Source organism: Nonomuraea sp. NPDC003707 (assembly GCF_053587055.1).
Genome location: NZ_JBSFNK010000066.1, coordinates 20,247 through 37,520, shown reverse-complemented (window position 1 = coordinate 37,520; position 17,274 = coordinate 20,247). Strand labels below are relative to the sequence as shown.

Here is a 17,274-nt window from a genome sequence, read left to right as displayed (position 1 = left end):
TGAACACATCGTCAAACCGGAAGCCGTGATCGGCTACCGCCCAACGGTGCAGCTTGGTCTGCATCCCCCGTACCCGCAGCCATGCCTCATCGGCCGACGGCCACGCGACAGCGGCATCCACCGCTGTGTCTTCGGGCATTGCAGCACCTCCCTTGCGATCTCGCTGCCGCCCTTCCCCATGTGACGGGCTCTCCCCGCCTCGGAGTACTACGGCGGCTCCGTCCCCTCCCGGCCCGATCGGCCGACGGTGGGCCCAGCCCGCCGCGCCGCACCGGCAGTACGGCTGCAGAAGGCAGAGCCGGGAAGGTTCCCGTGTTCACTGACTGATCGCTCGACGAAGTAGGCACCCGGCTATACCCCCGCGGCATCGCCACGGCTACCCCGCAGCACTTCACCGTGGCCTCCCTGCCGCCGAACGTGAGCAGCCCAGGAGTTCCCCGCCCCGTGATGACGGGGCAGGTGCGCGCCGCACCACAAGGTAGGGCACTGGCGAGGTACCTACTGGGCAGGTCCTTTTCCAGTGCCCCCCTTCCGAACCGGACGGACCCGTTTCCGAGTATCCGGCTCTCCAGTGACCATTCCGTGGGTATCGCGGGTTGGTTGCCGAGCGTGGATGTGTTCGTGGCAGGAGGAGCAGACCACGAGGGTCTTGCGTCGTTTCCTGGCCATGAGTTGCGCCCACGCCGGCTGTGGCTTGCCCGGTCTTGCAAGGTCGGCGAGCTTGCGAACCTGGTGCACTTGGACCTGGACCCGTTGTTCGCACAGTTCGCACCGTCCCGCGCGGAGCCGGGAGATCAGCTCTTTGCGGCGGACGGTGACCGGGGTCGGTCGCCGGTCATCGAGGACCGCCTTCTTCTGCCGTTTGAGAGGAATGCCGCCGAACCGTGCGACCAGTGGTTTCCTGCCATCGCTGCGATTGGTGCTCACCTGCATGCATATGCGGGGCCCGTGCGGAGTTTGGATGGTGGCCCTATATTTGGCCGCCATCTTCGGCACCGTCGAGTCGTACTTGCATGCAAGTGTCTTGAGCATCGACGTTTGTGCGACCCAAAGCAGCCGGTTCAATCGGTGGACATCACCGGCCAGCAGGTAGTACTGGACGTAGCCTCTGTACTCGGCCCCATATCTGCTGATGATCACATGATCGTCGAGGTTCACCATCTGGGTCCGGCGAGCGGGTTGTCCGCGCTGCATGTACGAGGCGCACTTAGCTTTGATCGCCGCCTTGGGCACCCGCAGGCCAATTGCGCCGTTGACCGCTCTGCGGCCACCGGTGAGCTTGCGTTGGTTGTGCTGGACGGTGATCTCGTAGCCGAGGAAGGTCGCCGCTTCGGTGCGCCCATGGGTGATGAGCGTCTTGTCCTCGGAGAGTTCCAGCTTGAGATCGTCGCGCAGGAATACAGCGAGGCGTGCTTTGATTTCCTCTGCTTCGTTTTTCGGTCCGACGAACCCGAGGAGGTGGTCGTCGGCATATCTCACGTACCGCAGTCGGCGGTAGCCGGAATCGCGGAGATTCTTGCTGGGCAGACTGCGTAACTGCTTGCGCAACTCCCGCACCGTGGCTCGCTCGCCATGATAGCGGGCACGCGCGATCGCGTTGATCATCTCACGGTAGGCGGGGTTGTTGGCCCGCCTTACCCCTCGGGTGTATTCCGGTACGAGTATCGTCTCGACAAATTTGTCCAACCGGTCCAGATAGATATTGGACAGGATTGGGGACACCACCCCACCCTGTGGACAACCACTCAACGTGGCGTGCCATTCCCAATCCTCCAGGTATCCTGCCTGCAGCATGTGTCGCAGTAGCCGTAGGAACCGGTTATCGTGAATCTTCTCGCCCAAGATCCCGAGCATTACATCGTGATCGAGCGATCCGAAACAATCGGAGATGTCTCCCTCGACAAACCAGGTAGTCCCGGACCAGGTATTGGCCACCTCGGTCAGGGCCGTGTGGCATCCCCGTCCGGGGCGGAAACCGTGTGACCGATCGGAGAACTGCGGCTCGTAGTACGCCTCCAGAAGGAGACGGACTACCTCGCCAACGAGTTTGTCCGACCATGACGGCAGCCCGAGCGGTCTTTTCTTCCCGTTTTTCTTCGGAATATAGGTCCGCTTCACGGGTCGGACTCGGTAGCGCTCGTGGCGCAGCGCATCGATGATGCGCCCGATCTTGGCCAGGGACATGCCGTCCACGGTTTCTCCGTCGGCCCCGGGCGTCATGGCTCCGTGGTTGGAGTATAGGCGTCCGTAGGCCAGCAGATACATTTGCGGATTGAACAACTGTCGATACAGTTCGTTGCACGGCAGGCCACGCCTCCCGCGTTCACGTAGGACACCAAGCACTGTTTCGGCGCTTTGCATTTCGCAAGCCTCCCGGTTCCTTGGTGTCCGATCACCTGTGCTCCTTGGCCCTGTGGACGGCTTTCCCGTCCTCCTTGGCAGGCCGTAACCCCTGCGACTACTACGAGCACTCTGTCGCCTTAGGGTTCGCACCCCGTAGGCGATCCCACGTTCGTCTCCGTTGTACGTACTAGCGCGATTTAGGTGGCCGACTCATCTCCTTGAATGTCCTCACTGGACATCGCTCCGCATTCTGGAAGTTGCATCGGTGGGGCTGGGACACCGACACAGATTGCGGCGCCGGTTACAGGCGTCTTTCCGGCGGACGGGATATTGCATCTTCTGGAGATTCGACTTTAGGCAGTTCAGCCTTCACCATGTCGCACGGGTCCCTCAATGCACCGCTCCTTACGCCTGGACGCGGCCATTGATTTCCTGCCATGCTCTTGTCCCCTTATCCTTTCGGAGCCAGGTAAGGCATCAGACCCAGAAACATCCTTCCAAGTTCCTCCCGACTACATCGGGAATACAACGGAGCGCCTCGTGGCGCAGCAGCCCATATCCGCCAGGTTGGAGCCGGTAGGGATTGTTAGGAGGCTTCATGCACCGGTTCCTCGCGTATACCTTTCCGTCTCGCTTGCCGGACCCGCGCCATCTGGCAGTACTGGTCACGTCCCGGCGTTGTCGGGGCCGCTTGCCACCCTTCCCGGCACCTCCCGGGTCAGGCTGCCCCCAGCTTCATCACCCTGCTGCGACAGGGTGAAGGTGGCGGTCTCTCACCCCCACTCGATCAATCAGCGCCTCACGGCGCACGCGCTCAACGACCCAACGACGTTTGACGATGTGGAAGCCGGGCTGGTTGTAGCGCCGTGCGACGACCTCGACGTCGATGCCCAGGTGGGCACCGTGTTCGACGGCGGCGTTCTTGAAGCCGGTGTCCACTCAGGCCTTGGTGATCGTGGGATAGGTGCGGCTGGCCTGGGTGAGCAGGGTTTTGCCGATGGCGTTGTCGGACAGGTCGGCAGCGGCGACGGTGATGGCCAGGAGTAGGCCGAGGGTGTCGGTCAGGATGCCCCGTTTGCGGCCGACGATCTTCTTGCCGTTATGACGGGGCCGTCATAACGGAAATTATCTGGGGCTGGATGTTATGCCGGGCCAGACGGATCAGGGCTGGCCAGTGGAGGTCTGACAGCGCAGCCGCCAGAGATAATTACAGGTTCTCCAGGAAGGCGAGCAGGCTGTCGCCGGGGCGGTAGCGCCGGGTGCCGACGCCAGGAGGTGCGGTTCGGGCCAGGGCTTTCTCCTTGGTGGCCAGGTCGGCGTGGAGGTAGATGTCGGTGGCCTTCGTGCTGGTGTGGCCGAGCCAGAGCGCGATGGTGGAGGTGTCGACGCCGGCGTGCAGCAGCGCCATCGCCGCGGTGTGGCGCAAGGTGTGCGGGGTGACGTTCTTGGATGCGAGGGTCGTGCAGGTGCGGACTGCGACGGGGACGTACTTGGCGAGCAAGTCGGCGACAGCATCTCGGCTGAGGCGTCCGCCGGTGCGGTTGGGGAACAGCGGGTCGGCCGGTGCGGCGTGACGATCGGTGATCCAGCGCTGGAGCAAGCGAGCGGTGGGCCGGGTGAGCGGGGTGGCGCGCTGCTTGCGACCCTTGCCGGTGCAGCGCAGGTGGGCGCCCGCTCCGAGCTCGGCATCGGCGCAGGTCAGCGAGGTGAGTTTGGAGACACGCAGCCCGGTCTGCAGGGCGACGAGCAGCAGCAGGTGATCGCGGCGGCCCAGCGGTGTGGACTGGTCGGGAACCGTGAGGAGCGCGTCACTCTCGGCTCGGGTCAGGAAGCACACGTCGGTGGACTCACGGCGCTTGTGAGGGATGGCCAGGACACGCTGGATGAGTAGGGCGTGCTCGGGGCAACGCAGCGCCGCGTAGCCGAACAGGGAGTGGATCGCGGCCAGCCGGGCGTTGCGAGTGGTGATGCTGTTGTTCCGGTCGGCCTCGAGATTGTCCAGGAAGCCGCCGACGAGGCCGGCATCGATGTCGGCCAGGTCCAGGGCCGCGGGTGATCGGCCGAGTTCGGCTTGCGCGTAGTGCAGCAGCAGGCGGAAGGCATCGCGGTAGGCGGCGACGGTGTGTTCGCTGGCGCGGCGGCCGGTGAGCCGTTCGGTGAAGTATCCCTGCATGATCGGGGCCAGGCTGGTCATGATGGTTCCTCCCAGGAGGCTTCCAGGCGCTTGGCGGCTTCGGTCATCAGCTGCGGGCAGGCGTGCAGATACCAGTACGTGGTCGCGGGACTGATGTGTCCGAGGTAGGTCGACAGAGCGGGCAGCAGGTGCGCGACGTCGGCTCCGGTGGCATACCAGTTCGCCATGGTGGTCACCGCGAAGGTATGCCTGAGGTCGTAGAGCCGCGGCTTGGCCGTCCCGGCAGGGGCGATGATCGCCGCGGTCTTCAGCACACGGGCGAAGGCCGTGCTGGCGCTGGTGTGGTTCAGGCGGGTGCCGGCGCAGGAGACGAAGAACGCCGCGGTGGACGGATGCGGACACAGTTCGTCGCGCCGCGCCTGATAGGCGGCCAGGTGCTCGGCGGTGCTGGAGTGCAGCGGAACCAGGCGGGACTTGCCGAACTTGGTGCCCCTGATCAGCAGGAGGAGGCCAGCCAGGTCCACATCACCGCGGTCCAGGCCCATCGCCTCTCCGGTTCGGATGCCGGTGGCGGCCATCAGACCGATGAACGCCTCGACGGTGGCGGCGCGCAGCGGGTTTTTGAACCTCCGGGCCGCTTGCAGCATCGCAGTGATCTCCGCCGGTGAATACAGATGGGGCTCGCAGCGGTCCCCCGTGCGTGGGAGCAGGGCAGTCGGCGGGACTTCGGTGGGGGCGTCGAAGGCGGCCTGGAACCGGGCGAACTCGCGAATGACCGTCAACCGCGCCGCCCACCAGGACGCATCCGCCCCCGCCGGGGTCGTGGCCCATTCCAAGGCCGCGGCGACGGTGACGTGGTTCAGCCCGCGGGCGTCGCAGAAGGTGACGAACTGGCCGAGCATTCGGCCCTCGACCTTGAGTTTGTAGCCCAGGCTCCGGCGAATCGCCAGGTAGCGGTCAACGGCCTCACGCAGCGTCGTCATCGCCGACCGCCATCGGCCAGGGCCGCACGACCGCGGCAAGCGCGGCCAGGTCGACCTTCGTATAGATCGCCGAGCTCGCGTGGTCGTTGTGCCGCAGCACCTCGGCGACCTCAGCCAGTGACCCGCCATCGGCCAGCACCCGGCAGACGACCCGGTGCCGCAGCCGATGCGCGCCCACCATCGCAATGCCAGCCCGTAACGAGGCACTGCGCGGCACCGTCACGATCGACTGCCGTTTCATCGGCGCGTCCGGACCGATCGTGCAAGTGAACACCTCCCGCAACGTCGACGGCCGCCGGCCGTTGCGCAGCCAGTCGGCCAGGGCGCCGCCGACATCGGACGGAAGCGGCATCCGGTCGATGCGGCCGCCTTTGCCCCGAACCGTCAGCTCGCCGCCGCGCCAGTCGATGTCGTCCAGGCGCAGCCGCGCGACCTCCACCGCCCGCAGCCCCAACCTGGACATCAGCAGCAGGACCGCGAAGTCCCGCCGCCCGACCGCCGTGGACCGGTTGCACGACGCCAGCAGTGTGGTGACTGCCTCGTCATCCGCGCCGACCGGAATTCCGCTCAGCTGCCAGCCGGCAACCGACGGCACCACCGGCGACAGGTCACGGTCGATGTCGCCTGCCGCGAACAAGAACCGCAGCAGCGACCGCAGACCCGAGGTCAACGGTTTCATCGAGCTGGTCGCGTAGTGCTGCGCCATCTCCAGCACGAACGCCGTCACCGCTTGCGGAGCGATCCGGTCCAGTTTCAGCCGTCCGCCTTCGACCTGGGCGATCAAGAACTTGGCGGCCACGTGCAAGCGCCAACTCACCGTCTGCTCGCCAAGCCGACGCTCACGCTCCAGCCAGCGGCGATACCTCTCCAGCACCACATCGACCGGACCCACGGAGTGCGGCTCCTCGGCCGGGATCAGCCCAAGGCCGCGCAGATAGGCCAGCATCGGCCGCAGCGAGCCAACCGTCCGCCACCGGCGGCAGCCACCGGCTCGCCGTGCCGCGACAAACGCGGCGATCCGCTCAACGCCCAGTTCGGCAGGTGCCGCCCCCTCCTGCTCCAGCCAGCGGCTCAGATTCGCCAGCACATACGCGTGGTCCTGAGCGGTACGCGGCGTGAATCCCTGACGGATCAGCTCCAGCCGAAACTCGTGTACCAGCTCAGCCAACGGTCCCGACACCTTGACTGGGTAGCGGCCGTCCGTCGCAGCCTTGACCATGTACTCACCTCCATCGACAACCCCTCGATGGAGACGGTGAAGCTCCGGCGTTATGCGGTCAATTGCCCGCCCGTGCCGCCATCAGCCAGCCCTGATCCACTCGGCCCGGCATAACATCCAGCCCCAGATAATTGGCTGCGTCGATGCCTTGGGCGTCGAGTGGGACGTTGGTTGAGGTCTTGACGCTCTGGCTGTCGATGACGCAGGCGCTGGGCTCGGGGTTGCGTCCTTCTCTGGTATGGGCGAGGCCGGTCAGGTCGATGCCTAACTGCTCGAAGATGTCTTCCTTGGCCCAGGCGGAGAAGTAGTAGTACACGGTCGTGCGGGGTGGGAAGTCGTGGGGCAGGTACTTCCAGGCGATGCCGGCGCGGTTGACGTAGAGGATGGCGTCGAAGATGTCGCGCAGGCTGGTCGATGGGTCTGCGACGGTGATCCCGGCCTGCGCGCGAGCCTGCATGCGTGCGGCTCGCCAGGCGCTCAGGGTCGGCTCGATGAACGCCCAGCGGGCGTCGGACAGATCCGAGGGGTATGGGCGGCGTGAGGTCATAGTCCTCGTGCTAGCAACTATCGCTGCAGAAGGCTCGCACCGTCGAGTTGGGCGATTCTTGGGTGTTCCGAGATTGGACGGGCAGGAGGGGTCTCATCAGGCAAAATGCCAGCTTGATGACCCCTGTTCGGAAAGGCTGAACAGGGTGAAAGTCTGCAAATCCCTACATCTCGGGCCAGGCCAATATTGGGACTAACTCTGATAATTCATCATCAGATGCCCACTGAAACGCAAGGGGGTGAGTACCATCGCGGGACACGCAGGCGGACCGGCCCGTAGTAGCGATGACGCCCCTGCTTGATGCGGTGGGAGCGGAGCGAAGGAGCCGGCTCGACCGTGGTTCGTGCATCAGATCAACCAGGCGAAAGAGTCTGGGAGGAATCGCGTGGACGAGCAGAGACCGACAGGCAAGCCGTTCGATATTTCCAAACAGGAGGTGTGGGACGCGTATCTGAAGGTGCGAGCCAACAAGGGCGCACCGGGCGTGGACGGCTGCACGATCGAGGACTTCGACAAGGATCTGAAGAACAATCTCTACAAGATCTGGAACCGGATGTCCTCGGGCAGCTACTTCCCGCCCCCGGTGCTGGCGGTGGAGATTCCCAAGCCGCACGGCGGCGGCACCCGGACGCTCGGCATACCGACCGTCGCGGACCGGATCGCCCAGACCGTGGTGGCCGCCCGGCTGGAGACAGCGGTGGAACCGATGTTCCATCCAGACTCCTACGGATATCGGCCTGGCCGGTCGGCGCTGGATGCGGTGGCCGCGTGCCGGGAACGTTGCTGGTCGAACGACTGGGTGATCGATCTGGACATCCAGAAGTTCTTCGACAGCGTTCCGTGGGATCTCATCGTCAAAGCGGTGCGGGCCAACACCGACCAGCCCTGGATCGTCTTGTATGTGCAGCGGTGGCTGGCCGCTCCGCTGCAGACAAGCGACGACTCGCGGGCCGAGCGTGATCGCGGAACCCCGCAAGGATCAGCGGTCTCGCCCGTGCTGGCCAACCTGTTCCTGCACTACGCCTTCGACATCTGGATGGCGCGGAGGTTTCCCTCCGTGCCGTTCGAGCGCTATGTCGATGACGTGGTGGTGCATTGCCGCAGCGAAGGCCAGGCCCGCATGCTGGCCATGGCGATCGGCGAGCGGATGGAGCAGGTCGGACTGCGACTGCACCCGGACAAGACCCGGATCGTCTACTGCAAGGACGGACGACGCCGAAGCTCTTTCGAGCACACCGCGTTCGACTTCCTGGGGTTCACCTTCCGGGCACGAGGGGTGCGTAGCAGGAACGGGACGGTGTTCACCGGTTTCGGCCCGGCGGTCAGCAAGACCGCGATGAAGAGGATGAGCGAACAGGTGCGGTCCTGGCGGCTGCACCGCCGCACCACCGCCTCCGAGCAGGACCTGGCACGGTGGATCAATCCCATCGTGTCGGGCTGGATGAACTACTACGGCCGGTTCTACCGGTCGGAGTTCCATCCACTGCTGCGGCGTATCAACGCCTACCTGGTGCGCTGGATGAGGAAGAAGTACAAACGGCTGAGGACCTTCAAGAAGGCCCTCGCGGCCTGGGACCGGACCACTCGCCAATACCCGCGATTCTTCGCGCACTGGCGGTGGGTTCCCGAGTTCTGACGGTGAGGTTGAGAAGAGCCCGGTGACGGGAGACTGTCACGCCGGGATCTGTGGGAGCCCGGAGGTGAGACTCCTCCGGGCGACCCGACCTTCACGTCACCGGCCGAACACCGGTATCGCGATCATGCTGTGACCAAGGCGGGCGCCAAGGAGCCTGAAAAAGGTTCACTCACTTGCGCTTACCTCCCGGGACCATCAGAGAAATTGATCACGGCTTGTGTCTCGGCGGCTTTGATGCGGGCAGCATAGGCCCGGTGCGCTTTGCGCTCAGCCGGGCTGGCTCCCTCGGCAACGGCGGCACTCTGTTCCAGCACGGCGCGGTGGAGCGCAAGCGGGGCCCCCAGGCGGACCGAGTAGCCGGGCCCGCGGCGGATGACGCGTCCCGAGACGAGGGCCAGGCGGACGGCATCTTCACCAGTTGTGCGCAGGAGGTCGGCGAGCCGTCCGGGTACATCGAGGACAACGTCCGTCTCCTGAGCGTCCGCGCAGTGCTGTTCGCCGGAGTCGGCCAAGAGCATGTCGAGCGGGTCGGGCAGGTCTCGGGCGCCGGCGGTGTCCAGGACGCGGCGGATGGTCTTGGGGGCGACCCGATGCTGCCGGGCCAGGGCCTTGACGGCGGCGCCCTGACGGTAGGCCTGCACGATGGCGGCGGCCTTGTCCTGATCGATGGCGGCAGGGCGGCTGAGGGTCTTGCCGGCGGCCGCGGCGGCGGCGACGCCTTCGCGGGTGTTCTCGCTGATCATGTCGCGTTGGAACTTCAACACAGCGGTCAGGACGGAGACCATCATCTTGGTGCCGGGGTCGTCGCTGGCCAGGTCGATGCCGGACAGCAGCCCGGATTCGACGCGCAGATGCAGGCCGCGGCGGATAAGCACCGGGCGCAGGGCGAGGATGTCGGCGACGGAGCGGAACAGGCGGGCTGCGTCGGCGATGCGGATGGTGTCGCCCACGGCGGCCTCGTGCAGCAGCTTCGAGAATCCAGTGCGGTCGAGGGAGAGTTGGCGGCTGGAGGTGGCGGGGTCGTCGTAGACGGGGGCGCCGTCGGCCAGCAGGGCGGCCAGGGCGTGCCGCTGGCGGGCGTCGGTCTGCTTGTCGGTGGAGTGCCGCAGGTAGACCCGGTCAGCCACGCTCGGCATCCCCGGAGCGGGTGCCGGCCAAGGCGCGGGCGATGAGAAGGGCCTGGCTCGCGCTGGCGGGGACGTAGTCGCTCTGCTCGCGGGTGTCGTCCCGCGAGTCCAGCTCGACCGGACCGTCGGCCTCGTTGGCCCGGTCGAGCTGCAGAGCCTCGCGGCCGAGGAAGTCGGCGACCTCCTCGAGGAACGCGCCGCCCTCTTCGCGCATCGCGTGCACGGCGGCGCGGATCTCGCCGACCTTCGCGCGGACCCGCCCGACTCGGGGCTCATAGCGGGTGACGTTCGCCGTGGTGTAGGGGATCTCCGTGCCATTCCAGTCGGTCTGCTTGAGCAGGGCCATGGTGTCCCCTTCGGGTGGGCCCTGATTGGATCTGGCCGTGGGGGCTCAATCGATCGATTCAGCCCCTGCTCGTCTTCGATAGGTATCCAGACGATCATCCGCTGTAGGAGTTCCGGGCCGTCACATGGGTTCTGGGCACGACCAGAACGTCTGCCGGGATCACAGTGTTGGTGCCGCGAGTCCGCAGACGCGGTCAAACCACTCGTAATGAGTATGTGCCTTGTCGCCTCGGACCCGGCCGGGGTGAGGACGTCTTCTGATTATTTCTGTGGCGATGTCGAATGGCGTCGAGCCCGTTCGTAGCCAAGGTGAGAGGCCGGCGACGCGCCAGCCGCCCGACGGAAGGGATCAGGTTGTGACCACTGCGAACACGAGGCTCGGAGCCGGGCCGCGGGAATGGGTGGGGCTGGGTGTGCTCGGCTTGCCCACGTTTCTCGTTTCGATGGATTTCTCCGTGCTGTACCTGGCCGTTCCGCATCTGAGCGCCGATCTCACGCCGAGCGGCATCCAGCAGTTGTGGATCGTGGACATCTACGGCTTGCTGATCGCGGGCTTCCTGGTCACCATGGGCACCATCGGTGACCGGATTGGCCGCAAGAAACTGTTGCTCATCGGCGGCGCCGTGTTCGGCATCGCCTCGGTGACGGCCGCGTTCTCCACCAGCCCGCAGATGCTCATCGCCAGCCGCGCGCTGCTCGGCGTGGCCGGAGCCGCGGTGATGCCGTCGGTGCTGGCCCTGGTCACCGGCATGTTCACCGACCAGAGACAACGCAGCCGCGCCCTGGCCATCTATCTGACCTGCTTCATGGGCGGGTTGACGCTCGGCCCGCTGGTCGGTGGCGTGCTGCTGGAGCATTTCTGGTGGGGCTCGGTGTTCCTGATAGCCGTGCCGGGGATCGTGCTGCTGCTGGTGTTCGGCCCCTTCCTGCTGCCCGGCCAGCGTGCTACGCGGACCGGCAGACTCGACCCGGTCAGCGTCGTGCTGTCCCTCGCGGCGATCTTGCCGTTCGTCTACGGGCTCAAGGAACTGGCTCGCCACGGCTGGCAGTGGTGGCCTGCCATGGCGCTGGTGTCCGGCATCGCGGCTGGGGTGGTGTTCGTCCACCGACAGCGGCACCTGGAGCAGCCGCTACTCGACCTGCGCATGTTCGGCAATCGCACGTTCAGCTCCGCGCTGACCCTGATGTTCGTGACCAGCGTGGTGGGCACCGGCACCCTCTTGCTCGTCACGCTGTACCTGCAGAACGTCACCGGCCTTACCCCGCTGACAGCCGGCGTGCTCCTGCTGGCGCCCAACATACTGATGATCATCGGCAACCTGGGCACCCCACCGCTGGCCAACCACGTCCGTCCGGCGTACCTGATCGGGGGCGGACTGCTGGTCGCGGGTGCCGGCTACCTGATGTTCATGCTGGCCGACTCCACGTCCGGCCCCATGATGATCGTCATCGCGATGTGTGTCGCCATGCTCGGCACCGGGCCGCTGGCCGCGCTGTGCAACCACCTCGCTATGGGCGCCGTGCCGCCGGACAAGGCCGGCTCCGGGGCGTCGATCGTCCAGACGACCAATGAATTCGGGCTCGGGCTCGGCATCGCCACGCTCGCCACCCTCGGCACCGCGGTGTACCGGAGCAACGTGGAGGATGCGCTCGGCGCGCTACCACCCGACGTAGCGGACGCTGCCCGGGAAAGTATCGACCGCGCGCTCGCCGTGGCCGCTCACCTGCCCGCAGCGCAGAGCGGCGACCTGCTTGCCGCGGCCCGCGACGCGTTCACCTCCGGCGTGCACGTGGTGGGCATCGTCAGCGCCATTTTCTACGCCGGCCTGGCCGTACTCGCCTTGCGGGCGTTCAGGCACGTACACAACTCACACGGCGGCGACGACACCACGAACAAGGACCAGTCGTAACGGGTTGCCATGCCGCGATTGCCTTTGAGCAGGTTGATGCCGCATTCCACGGCGTGGCGCGGCCGGTAGAGCGCGGGGTCGAAGGCAGGGGGGCGGCCTCCCCTCGACCCCCTGGCCTTTCGGCGGGCGTCCTGGTCGACCTTGCTCGGAATGCACGCCTTGATCCCACGTCGGCGCAGAGGAGCTCGGTTGGCCGCCACGACGGTATCGCTGCGGCGATGGCACGGGCCAAGGCGGCCGCCGGTGACCGCGACGTGCTGGTCCACGGGGCGACGACAGCGCAGCTGGCGCTGCAGGCCGGGGTACTGGACGAACTCGAGATCAGCCAGGTCCCCGTCCTGCTGGGCGCCGGCCGGTCGCTCTTCGGCGAGCCGGGCTCACCTCGTCGGCTCGATCTGGTCCGCGTCATCGACGCCCCAGGGATCACGCACCTGCGATACCGCGTGGTCGGCTGAGCATGCCTGGCGCCGTCGCCGGTCCGGATCGACTCCTCCACCCAGGCGAAACAGCTCGACCCTTCACCAGCCGGCGTGGGTGGCGAGTGAGCGATGCGGCTGGGATGAGTGCGTTCTAATTTTTCTGTGCAAGTGTGTCGAATAGCGTCGAGTGCGTTCGTAGCCAAGGTGAGAGGCCGGCAACGAGCCGGTCGCCACTCACCCGAAGGTTCACGATGTCCGCCATCACCGTTGCTCCCGACAAGCCGCTGATCACCGGTGGACCGGCCGCCGCAGCGGGTGAGTTCGCCGGGATCAGCCTCATGGTCAACAGTGCGCCGATCCCGATGTCCGGTTCACCATGCTGAATATCATGATTCCGGCCATCGCCCGCCGCCTGCCCGTCTGATCCCCTTTTGAAGGAGTTTGCCGTGAAGAAGTACCTGCTGGCCGTTCAGTTCGACGAGAGCGCACCGTGGCCGGCCGAGGAGGACCTGCAGCAGCGAGCCCGGACAGCCAAGGTCACCGCCGACATGCAGGCCGCCGGTTGCTGGGTGTTCGTGGGCGGCCTGCTGGGCTCGCACGCCACCACCGTCGTACGCCCCGGCAACGGCACCACCGCGATGACCGACGGCCCGTTCGCTGAGACCAAAGAACAGCTCGGCGGGTTCTGGGTGATCCAGTGCGACGACCTGGACCAGGCGCTGGCCTGGGGCGAGAGGTGCGCGCTGGCCTGCGGGTCCCCGATCGAGGTGCGCCCGTTCGAAGAGGCGCGGTGGACGTGAGCAGGCGATGGATCTGGTGGATCTAGTGGATCTGGACGGCGTCTACCGGGCCGAGTACGGCCGGTGCGTGGCCACGCTGACGCGCCTGCTCGGTGACATCGATGTGGCCGAGGAGTTCGTGCAGGAAGCCTTCGCGGTGGCCGTCCAGAAGTGGGGGCAGGCTCCGCCGCCCAATCCCGGCGCGTGGATCGTGACCACCGCTCGCAACCGGGCGATCGACCGGGCGCGCCGGGAATCCACCCGCGAAGCCCGCCATGCCCAGGCGCTGCTGCTGCGCCAACCCGACGAACCCCAGGAGGTGGGACCGGTGCGCGACGACCAGCTTCGCATGATCTTCACCTGCTGCCATCCGGCGCTTTCGCCGCTGGCGCGGACCGCGCTCACCCTGCGCCTGCTCGGCGGACTGGAGGTGGCCGAGATCGCGCGCGCCTACCTGGTGCCGGAGGCGACCATTGCCCAGCGGATCGTCCGGGCGAAGAAGAAGATCCGTGACGCCGGCATCCCCTACCGGGTGCCCGAGGCCGCCGAACTCCCCGACCGGCTGGCCTCCGTACTCGCCGTGCTCTACCTGATCTTCAACGAGGGATACGCCTCCACGTCGGGCCAACTGCTGCGCACCGACCTGTGCCTGGAGGCGATCCGCCTGGCCAGGGAACTGGCCGAGCTGATGCCCGACGAGCCGGAGGTGATCGGGCTGCTGGCGCTGCTGCTGCTCACCGAGGCGCGCCGGCCGGCGCGGGTGGGGCCTTCGGGCGAGTTGGTGGTGCTCGCCGAGCAAGACCGTTCGCTGTGGGACCGGCAGCTGATCGCCGAGGGGCATGAGCTGGTACGCCGCTGTCTGCGCCGTAACCAGCCGGGGCCGTACCAACTGCAGGCCGCGATCAACGCCGTGCACACCGATGGACCGGCCACCGACTGGACGCAGGTGCTGGCCCTGTACGACCAGCTGCTCCACCAGTCCCCGACCCCGATCGTCGCGCTGAATCGCGCGGTCGCCGTCGCCGAGGTCCACGGACCGGCGACGGCGCTGGCCGCCATCGAGAACCTGGACCTGCCCGGCTACCACCTGTTGCCCGCCACCCGCGCCGACCTGCTGACCCGGCTGGGCCGTACCGCCGAGGCCATCACCGCCTACGACCAGGCCATCACGTCGGCCACCAACGACACCGAACGAACCCACCTGCGGGCAAGGCGAGCCCGTCTGGAGCAGGAGTCATGAGATGACAAGGAGCGTGGACACCGTGGACCGGGACAACGGGAACGCCACCCTGATGATCGCCATGCCCGCCGCCAGAGTGTTCGCCATGCTGACGGAACCGGCCGGCCATGCGGCCATTGACGGCACCGCCCGCGCCGCCGGGATCCTGGCGCTCAACATCGACGACCCCGACCTCGAGCACCGCCGCGCCCTCGTTCGCTCCAAAGGCGGCGCCATCGGTGAACGGGACAGCGTCACCGCTACCTGCCGCCCTGCCTACTCCGCTTGCCCGACGGCAGCACCCGCACTCACGGCCCGCTGTTCCTGTGCGCACGCCGCTCCGAGGCCGCCGACATCTGCCCGCATGCCGGCCGCGCCCGCCTCGGCTACGACCACGTCCTGCTCGACACCTATGCTGGCACCGAAATCGATGACCGTGGTCAGCGTCTTGAGGAACCCCGACACGTGGCGATCCGTGTGGTCAGCAGCGCCCGCATCTCGTCGTCGACCTCGGCGGCGGGCGGCGGCACCATCTCGGTCACCCCCGCGACCGCCTCCTGCAACTCCCCCCGTGGGCACGATCACGTCGATCGCCTCCCACACCTGATCCAACCGGAGCTCCTCGCCGTACTCGGTGACCTCCAGCAGGGTGTCCACCGCGGCGGCGAGCGTGGCCGAGTGCTTGGCCAATTTCGGATGCCAGCGCACCTGCTCTTTGTCGGGCGCGGTCTCGGCCTTGCCGACCAGCTCGGTGGTGACCAGCAGATCCAGCATCTCCAGACAGTCGTCGGCCGCCTTGCCTTCCAGGTAGATCACCGTGGCCAGCAAGGTGGCGAGCTGGCGGGAGGGGCCGTGGCGGCGCAAAGTTGTCGCCGTGGCCTGCATGCCGTACCGTGCCAGGTCGACCATCCGCCGGTGCGGAACCTTCGGCGGCAGCGGCATAGTCCCCAGCCCAACCCCGAAGGTTTCCGCGGCGAGCTCCAGCGCCTTTCCAGATTCCTGCCCGAGGGCGCCGCCGGGCCTTTGCGTCAGCGTTCCAGGTCCGAGGAGCGCCGCTCGGTGTACTGGTTGATCTGCGAGATATTCTCGATCCCGAGTTGCTCGCCGAGGTACACCAGCACCTCGTCGGGCACGTCCAGCGGGTCGGCCAGAAAGCGCCCGGCGTAGTGGGCTGTCGTCAACTGGAGAGCGAAGCCGAGGCGGGCGTGTGTCCCACGCCGTTCGGCGATCAGCGCCCGATCCGCGTCGTCCAGGTAGAAGAACCGCTCCAGCTCCGCCTGCGACGGAGCACCCGAGAAGCGGCCGTACGCGGCCGCCTTTACCATCACTCAAGAACTCGACCGGCATAGACGCCGAAAGTAGGGCAGGCCCGGCAAGCAGGACGAGCGGAAAATCAAATAGTTAGCTGTGGCTACCCGCTAACGGGACTTTCGTTCGGATGCTCGTCATGCCCCGTGAAGGTGTCGGTGTCGATCAGGCTGTAGGTCACCTCCAGGCCATGGTGGCGGCCTTCGGCCTGATGCAACGGCGGGGACAGGGACATGGAGATCCCGGCGCCGATCAGCCCGCATCAGAACTCTTGCATGGAGCTGCCTTCTCCCTCACGCTGGTGCGATGTGTCACGCTGAACGGAACGTCGTCGACTCGGCTGTCGCCCGAGTGGCGGCAGTGCTCGGTGCCTTCGATGCTCATCACCCGGAGCTGCGGGTGCTGGAGATCAGCCGCCGGTCCGGGCTGCCGAAGGCGACGACCTCAAGGCTGGTCAGGGAATTGCTGGAGTACGGCTTCCTGGAGCGCGACGGGTCGCGGCTGCATATGGGGACCCGCCTATTCGAGTTCGGGGAGCTCGCCTCCCGGCACCGCAACCTGCGGTCGGTCGCGCTGCCGTACATGGCCGACCTGCGCGAGGCGACGCGCCAGACGGTGCACCTGGCGGTGCTGGACGGCCATGACGTCGTCTACGTGGAGATCCTGCGCTCCAACGACGCGCCGCGGATGGCCTCGGAGGTGGGTGGGCGGCTGCCGGCCCACGCCTCGGGCGTGGGCAAGGCCCTGCTGGCGTTCGCGAACCCGATGCTCATCGAGGCGATCTGCGAGCGGCCGTTGCGGCCGGTGGGCCCGCGTACGATCACCTCGCCGGAACTGCTGCGCCAGGAATTGGCCCGCGTCAGAAATCTGGGACTGGCCTTCGACCAGGAAGAGTCCGGGCCGGGAGTCGGCTGCGTGGCTAGCCCTCTGCTGCGCCCCGACGGCAGTGCCTCGGCCGCGGTGTCGATCTCCGGCTGGAACGGGCGGGTGAACCTGCGCCGGATGGGTCCGGCCGTCCGCGCCGTGGCCCTGGCCCTGAGCCGTGAACTGCACAAAAGCGGCTCCGCCGGCACCGCGCCCTGAGCGGACGCCCTGCCGCCCGGCGGCCGCCGGTGCACCACGTGTCATGCCGCTTCCCCTTATGTTGCCGTGAAGTGTGTGCTGCGTTACGTGCGAGCGACTTTCCCCCTCGCCCCGGTGTTCAGCAAGCCGTCCGATCTGCTGAGTGGATCGCGAGACGCGACGGTTACCTGACAGTTGTGATCCGCTCAGCGGATCACCATGGTTGCGGTGGCGGAACGTTCC

General features: G+C 66.8%; 15 protein-coding genes and 2 pseudogenes. 7 read left to right on the top strand and 10 right to left on the bottom strand.

The genetic code is table 11. The features are described from left to right. Nucleotides 1-498: 498 nt before the first annotated feature. From ACWDRB_RS63800 to ACWDRB_RS63775, 6 genes and pseudogenes are all read right to left on the bottom strand, one after another. Complete coding sequence (locus ACWDRB_RS63800) at nucleotides 499-2,265, bottom strand: reverse transcriptase domain-containing protein (protein ID WP_449911894.1); 1,767 nt, start codon at nucleotides 2,263-2,265, stop codon at nucleotides 499-501. Between the two features lie 888 nt (nucleotides 2,266-3,153). Next, nucleotides 3,154-3,438 (bottom strand): annotated as a pseudogene (locus ACWDRB_RS63795) (transposase); the annotation flags it as partial. Nucleotides 3,439-3,550: 112 nt separating this feature from the next. Further along, nucleotides 3,551-4,537: a tyrosine-type recombinase/integrase gene (locus ACWDRB_RS63790; RefSeq protein WP_449911892.1), complete on the bottom strand. Its 987-nt coding sequence runs from the start codon at nucleotides 4,535-4,537 to the stop codon at nucleotides 3,551-3,553. Further along, a complete protein-coding gene (locus ACWDRB_RS63785; RefSeq protein WP_449911890.1) occupies nucleotides 4,534-5,460 on the bottom strand; it encodes a tyrosine-type recombinase/integrase in 927 nt (308 codons plus the stop codon). The genes ACWDRB_RS63790 and ACWDRB_RS63785 overlap by 4 nt, the downstream gene beginning before the upstream one ends. Beyond that, nucleotides 5,444-6,679: a tyrosine-type recombinase/integrase gene (locus ACWDRB_RS63780; RefSeq protein WP_449911888.1), complete on the bottom strand. Its 1,236-nt coding sequence runs from the start codon at nucleotides 6,677-6,679 to the stop codon at nucleotides 5,444-5,446. The genes ACWDRB_RS63785 and ACWDRB_RS63780 overlap by 17 nt, the downstream gene beginning before the upstream one ends. 133 nt (nucleotides 6,680-6,812) lie before the next feature. Next, nucleotides 6,813-7,226: pseudogene (locus ACWDRB_RS63775) on the bottom strand (transposase); the annotation flags it as partial. Between the two features lie 385 nt (nucleotides 7,227-7,611). On the opposite strand from ACWDRB_RS63775, the gene ltrA reads away from it, so the two are divergent. Then, on the top strand, nucleotides 7,612-8,862 hold the full coding sequence (gene ltrA, locus ACWDRB_RS63770; protein WP_449911886.1) for a group II intron reverse transcriptase/maturase: 1,251 nt from the start codon (nucleotides 7,612-7,614) through the stop codon (nucleotides 8,860-8,862). A gap of 179 nt (nucleotides 8,863-9,041) precedes the next feature. On the opposite strand, the gene ACWDRB_RS63765 is transcribed toward ltrA, so the two are convergent. After that, on the bottom strand, nucleotides 9,042-9,989 hold the full coding sequence (locus ACWDRB_RS63765) for a recombinase family protein (RefSeq protein ID WP_449911884.1): 948 nt from the start codon (nucleotides 9,987-9,989) through the stop codon (nucleotides 9,042-9,044). Continuing rightward, nucleotides 9,982-10,335, bottom strand: a complete 354-nt coding sequence (locus tag ACWDRB_RS63760; protein ID WP_449911883.1) for a hypothetical protein — start codon at nucleotides 10,333-10,335, stop codon at nucleotides 9,982-9,984. The genes ACWDRB_RS63765 and ACWDRB_RS63760 overlap by 8 nt, the downstream gene beginning before the upstream one ends. Nucleotides 10,336-10,690: 355 nt before the next feature. Between ACWDRB_RS63760 and ACWDRB_RS63755 the strand changes: the two genes are divergently transcribed. The 5 genes from ACWDRB_RS63755 (at nucleotide 10,691) to ACWDRB_RS63735 (ending at nucleotide 14,682) form a co-directional block, all read left to right on the top strand. After that, nucleotides 10,691-12,244, top strand: a complete 1,554-nt coding sequence (locus tag ACWDRB_RS63755; RefSeq protein WP_449911881.1) for an MFS transporter — start codon at nucleotides 10,691-10,693, stop codon at nucleotides 12,242-12,244. 218 nt (nucleotides 12,245-12,462) lie between these two features. Further along, entirely contained in the window at nucleotides 12,463-12,699 is a 237-nt protein-coding gene (locus ACWDRB_RS63750) for a dihydrofolate reductase family protein (RefSeq protein WP_449911879.1), read from the top strand. 215 nt (nucleotides 12,700-12,914) lie between these two features. Next, nucleotides 12,915-13,046, top strand: coding sequence for a hypothetical protein (locus ACWDRB_RS63745; RefSeq protein WP_449911877.1), 132 nt, complete (start codon nucleotides 12,915-12,917; stop codon nucleotides 13,044-13,046). A 63-nt stretch (nucleotides 13,047-13,109) separates the two neighbouring features. Then, a complete protein-coding gene (locus tag ACWDRB_RS63740; protein WP_449911875.1) occupies nucleotides 13,110-13,463 on the top strand; it encodes a YciI family protein in 354 nt (117 codons plus the stop codon). Between the two features lie 16 nt (nucleotides 13,464-13,479). Continuing rightward, nucleotides 13,480-14,682 carry an RNA polymerase sigma factor gene (locus ACWDRB_RS63735; protein WP_449911873.1) on the top strand — a complete coding sequence of 401 codons (1,203 nt, stop codon included), beginning with the start codon at nucleotides 13,480-13,482 and terminating at the stop codon, nucleotides 14,680-14,682. Nucleotides 14,683-14,937: 255 nt separating this feature from the next. Here the strand turns inward: ACWDRB_RS63735 and ACWDRB_RS63730 are convergent, their stop codons facing one another. Both ACWDRB_RS63730 and ACWDRB_RS63725 read right to left on the bottom strand, forming a co-directional pair. Continuing rightward, nucleotides 14,938-15,603 (bottom strand): hypothetical protein, encoded by a 666-nt coding sequence (locus ACWDRB_RS63730; protein WP_449911871.1) that lies wholly within the window; start codon nucleotides 15,601-15,603, stop codon nucleotides 14,938-14,940. Between the two features lie 86 nt (nucleotides 15,604-15,689). Continuing rightward, nucleotides 15,690-15,986 (bottom strand): DUF4158 domain-containing protein, encoded by a 297-nt coding sequence (locus tag ACWDRB_RS63725; protein ID WP_449911900.1) that lies wholly within the window; start codon nucleotides 15,984-15,986, stop codon nucleotides 15,690-15,692. Between the two features lie 289 nt (nucleotides 15,987-16,275). On the opposite strand from ACWDRB_RS63725, the gene ACWDRB_RS63720 reads away from it, so the two are divergent. Next, nucleotides 16,276-17,052 (top strand): IclR family transcriptional regulator, encoded by a 777-nt coding sequence (locus ACWDRB_RS63720; protein WP_449911869.1) that lies wholly within the window; start codon nucleotides 16,276-16,278, stop codon nucleotides 17,050-17,052. Nucleotides 17,053-17,274: the final 222 nt, after the last annotated feature.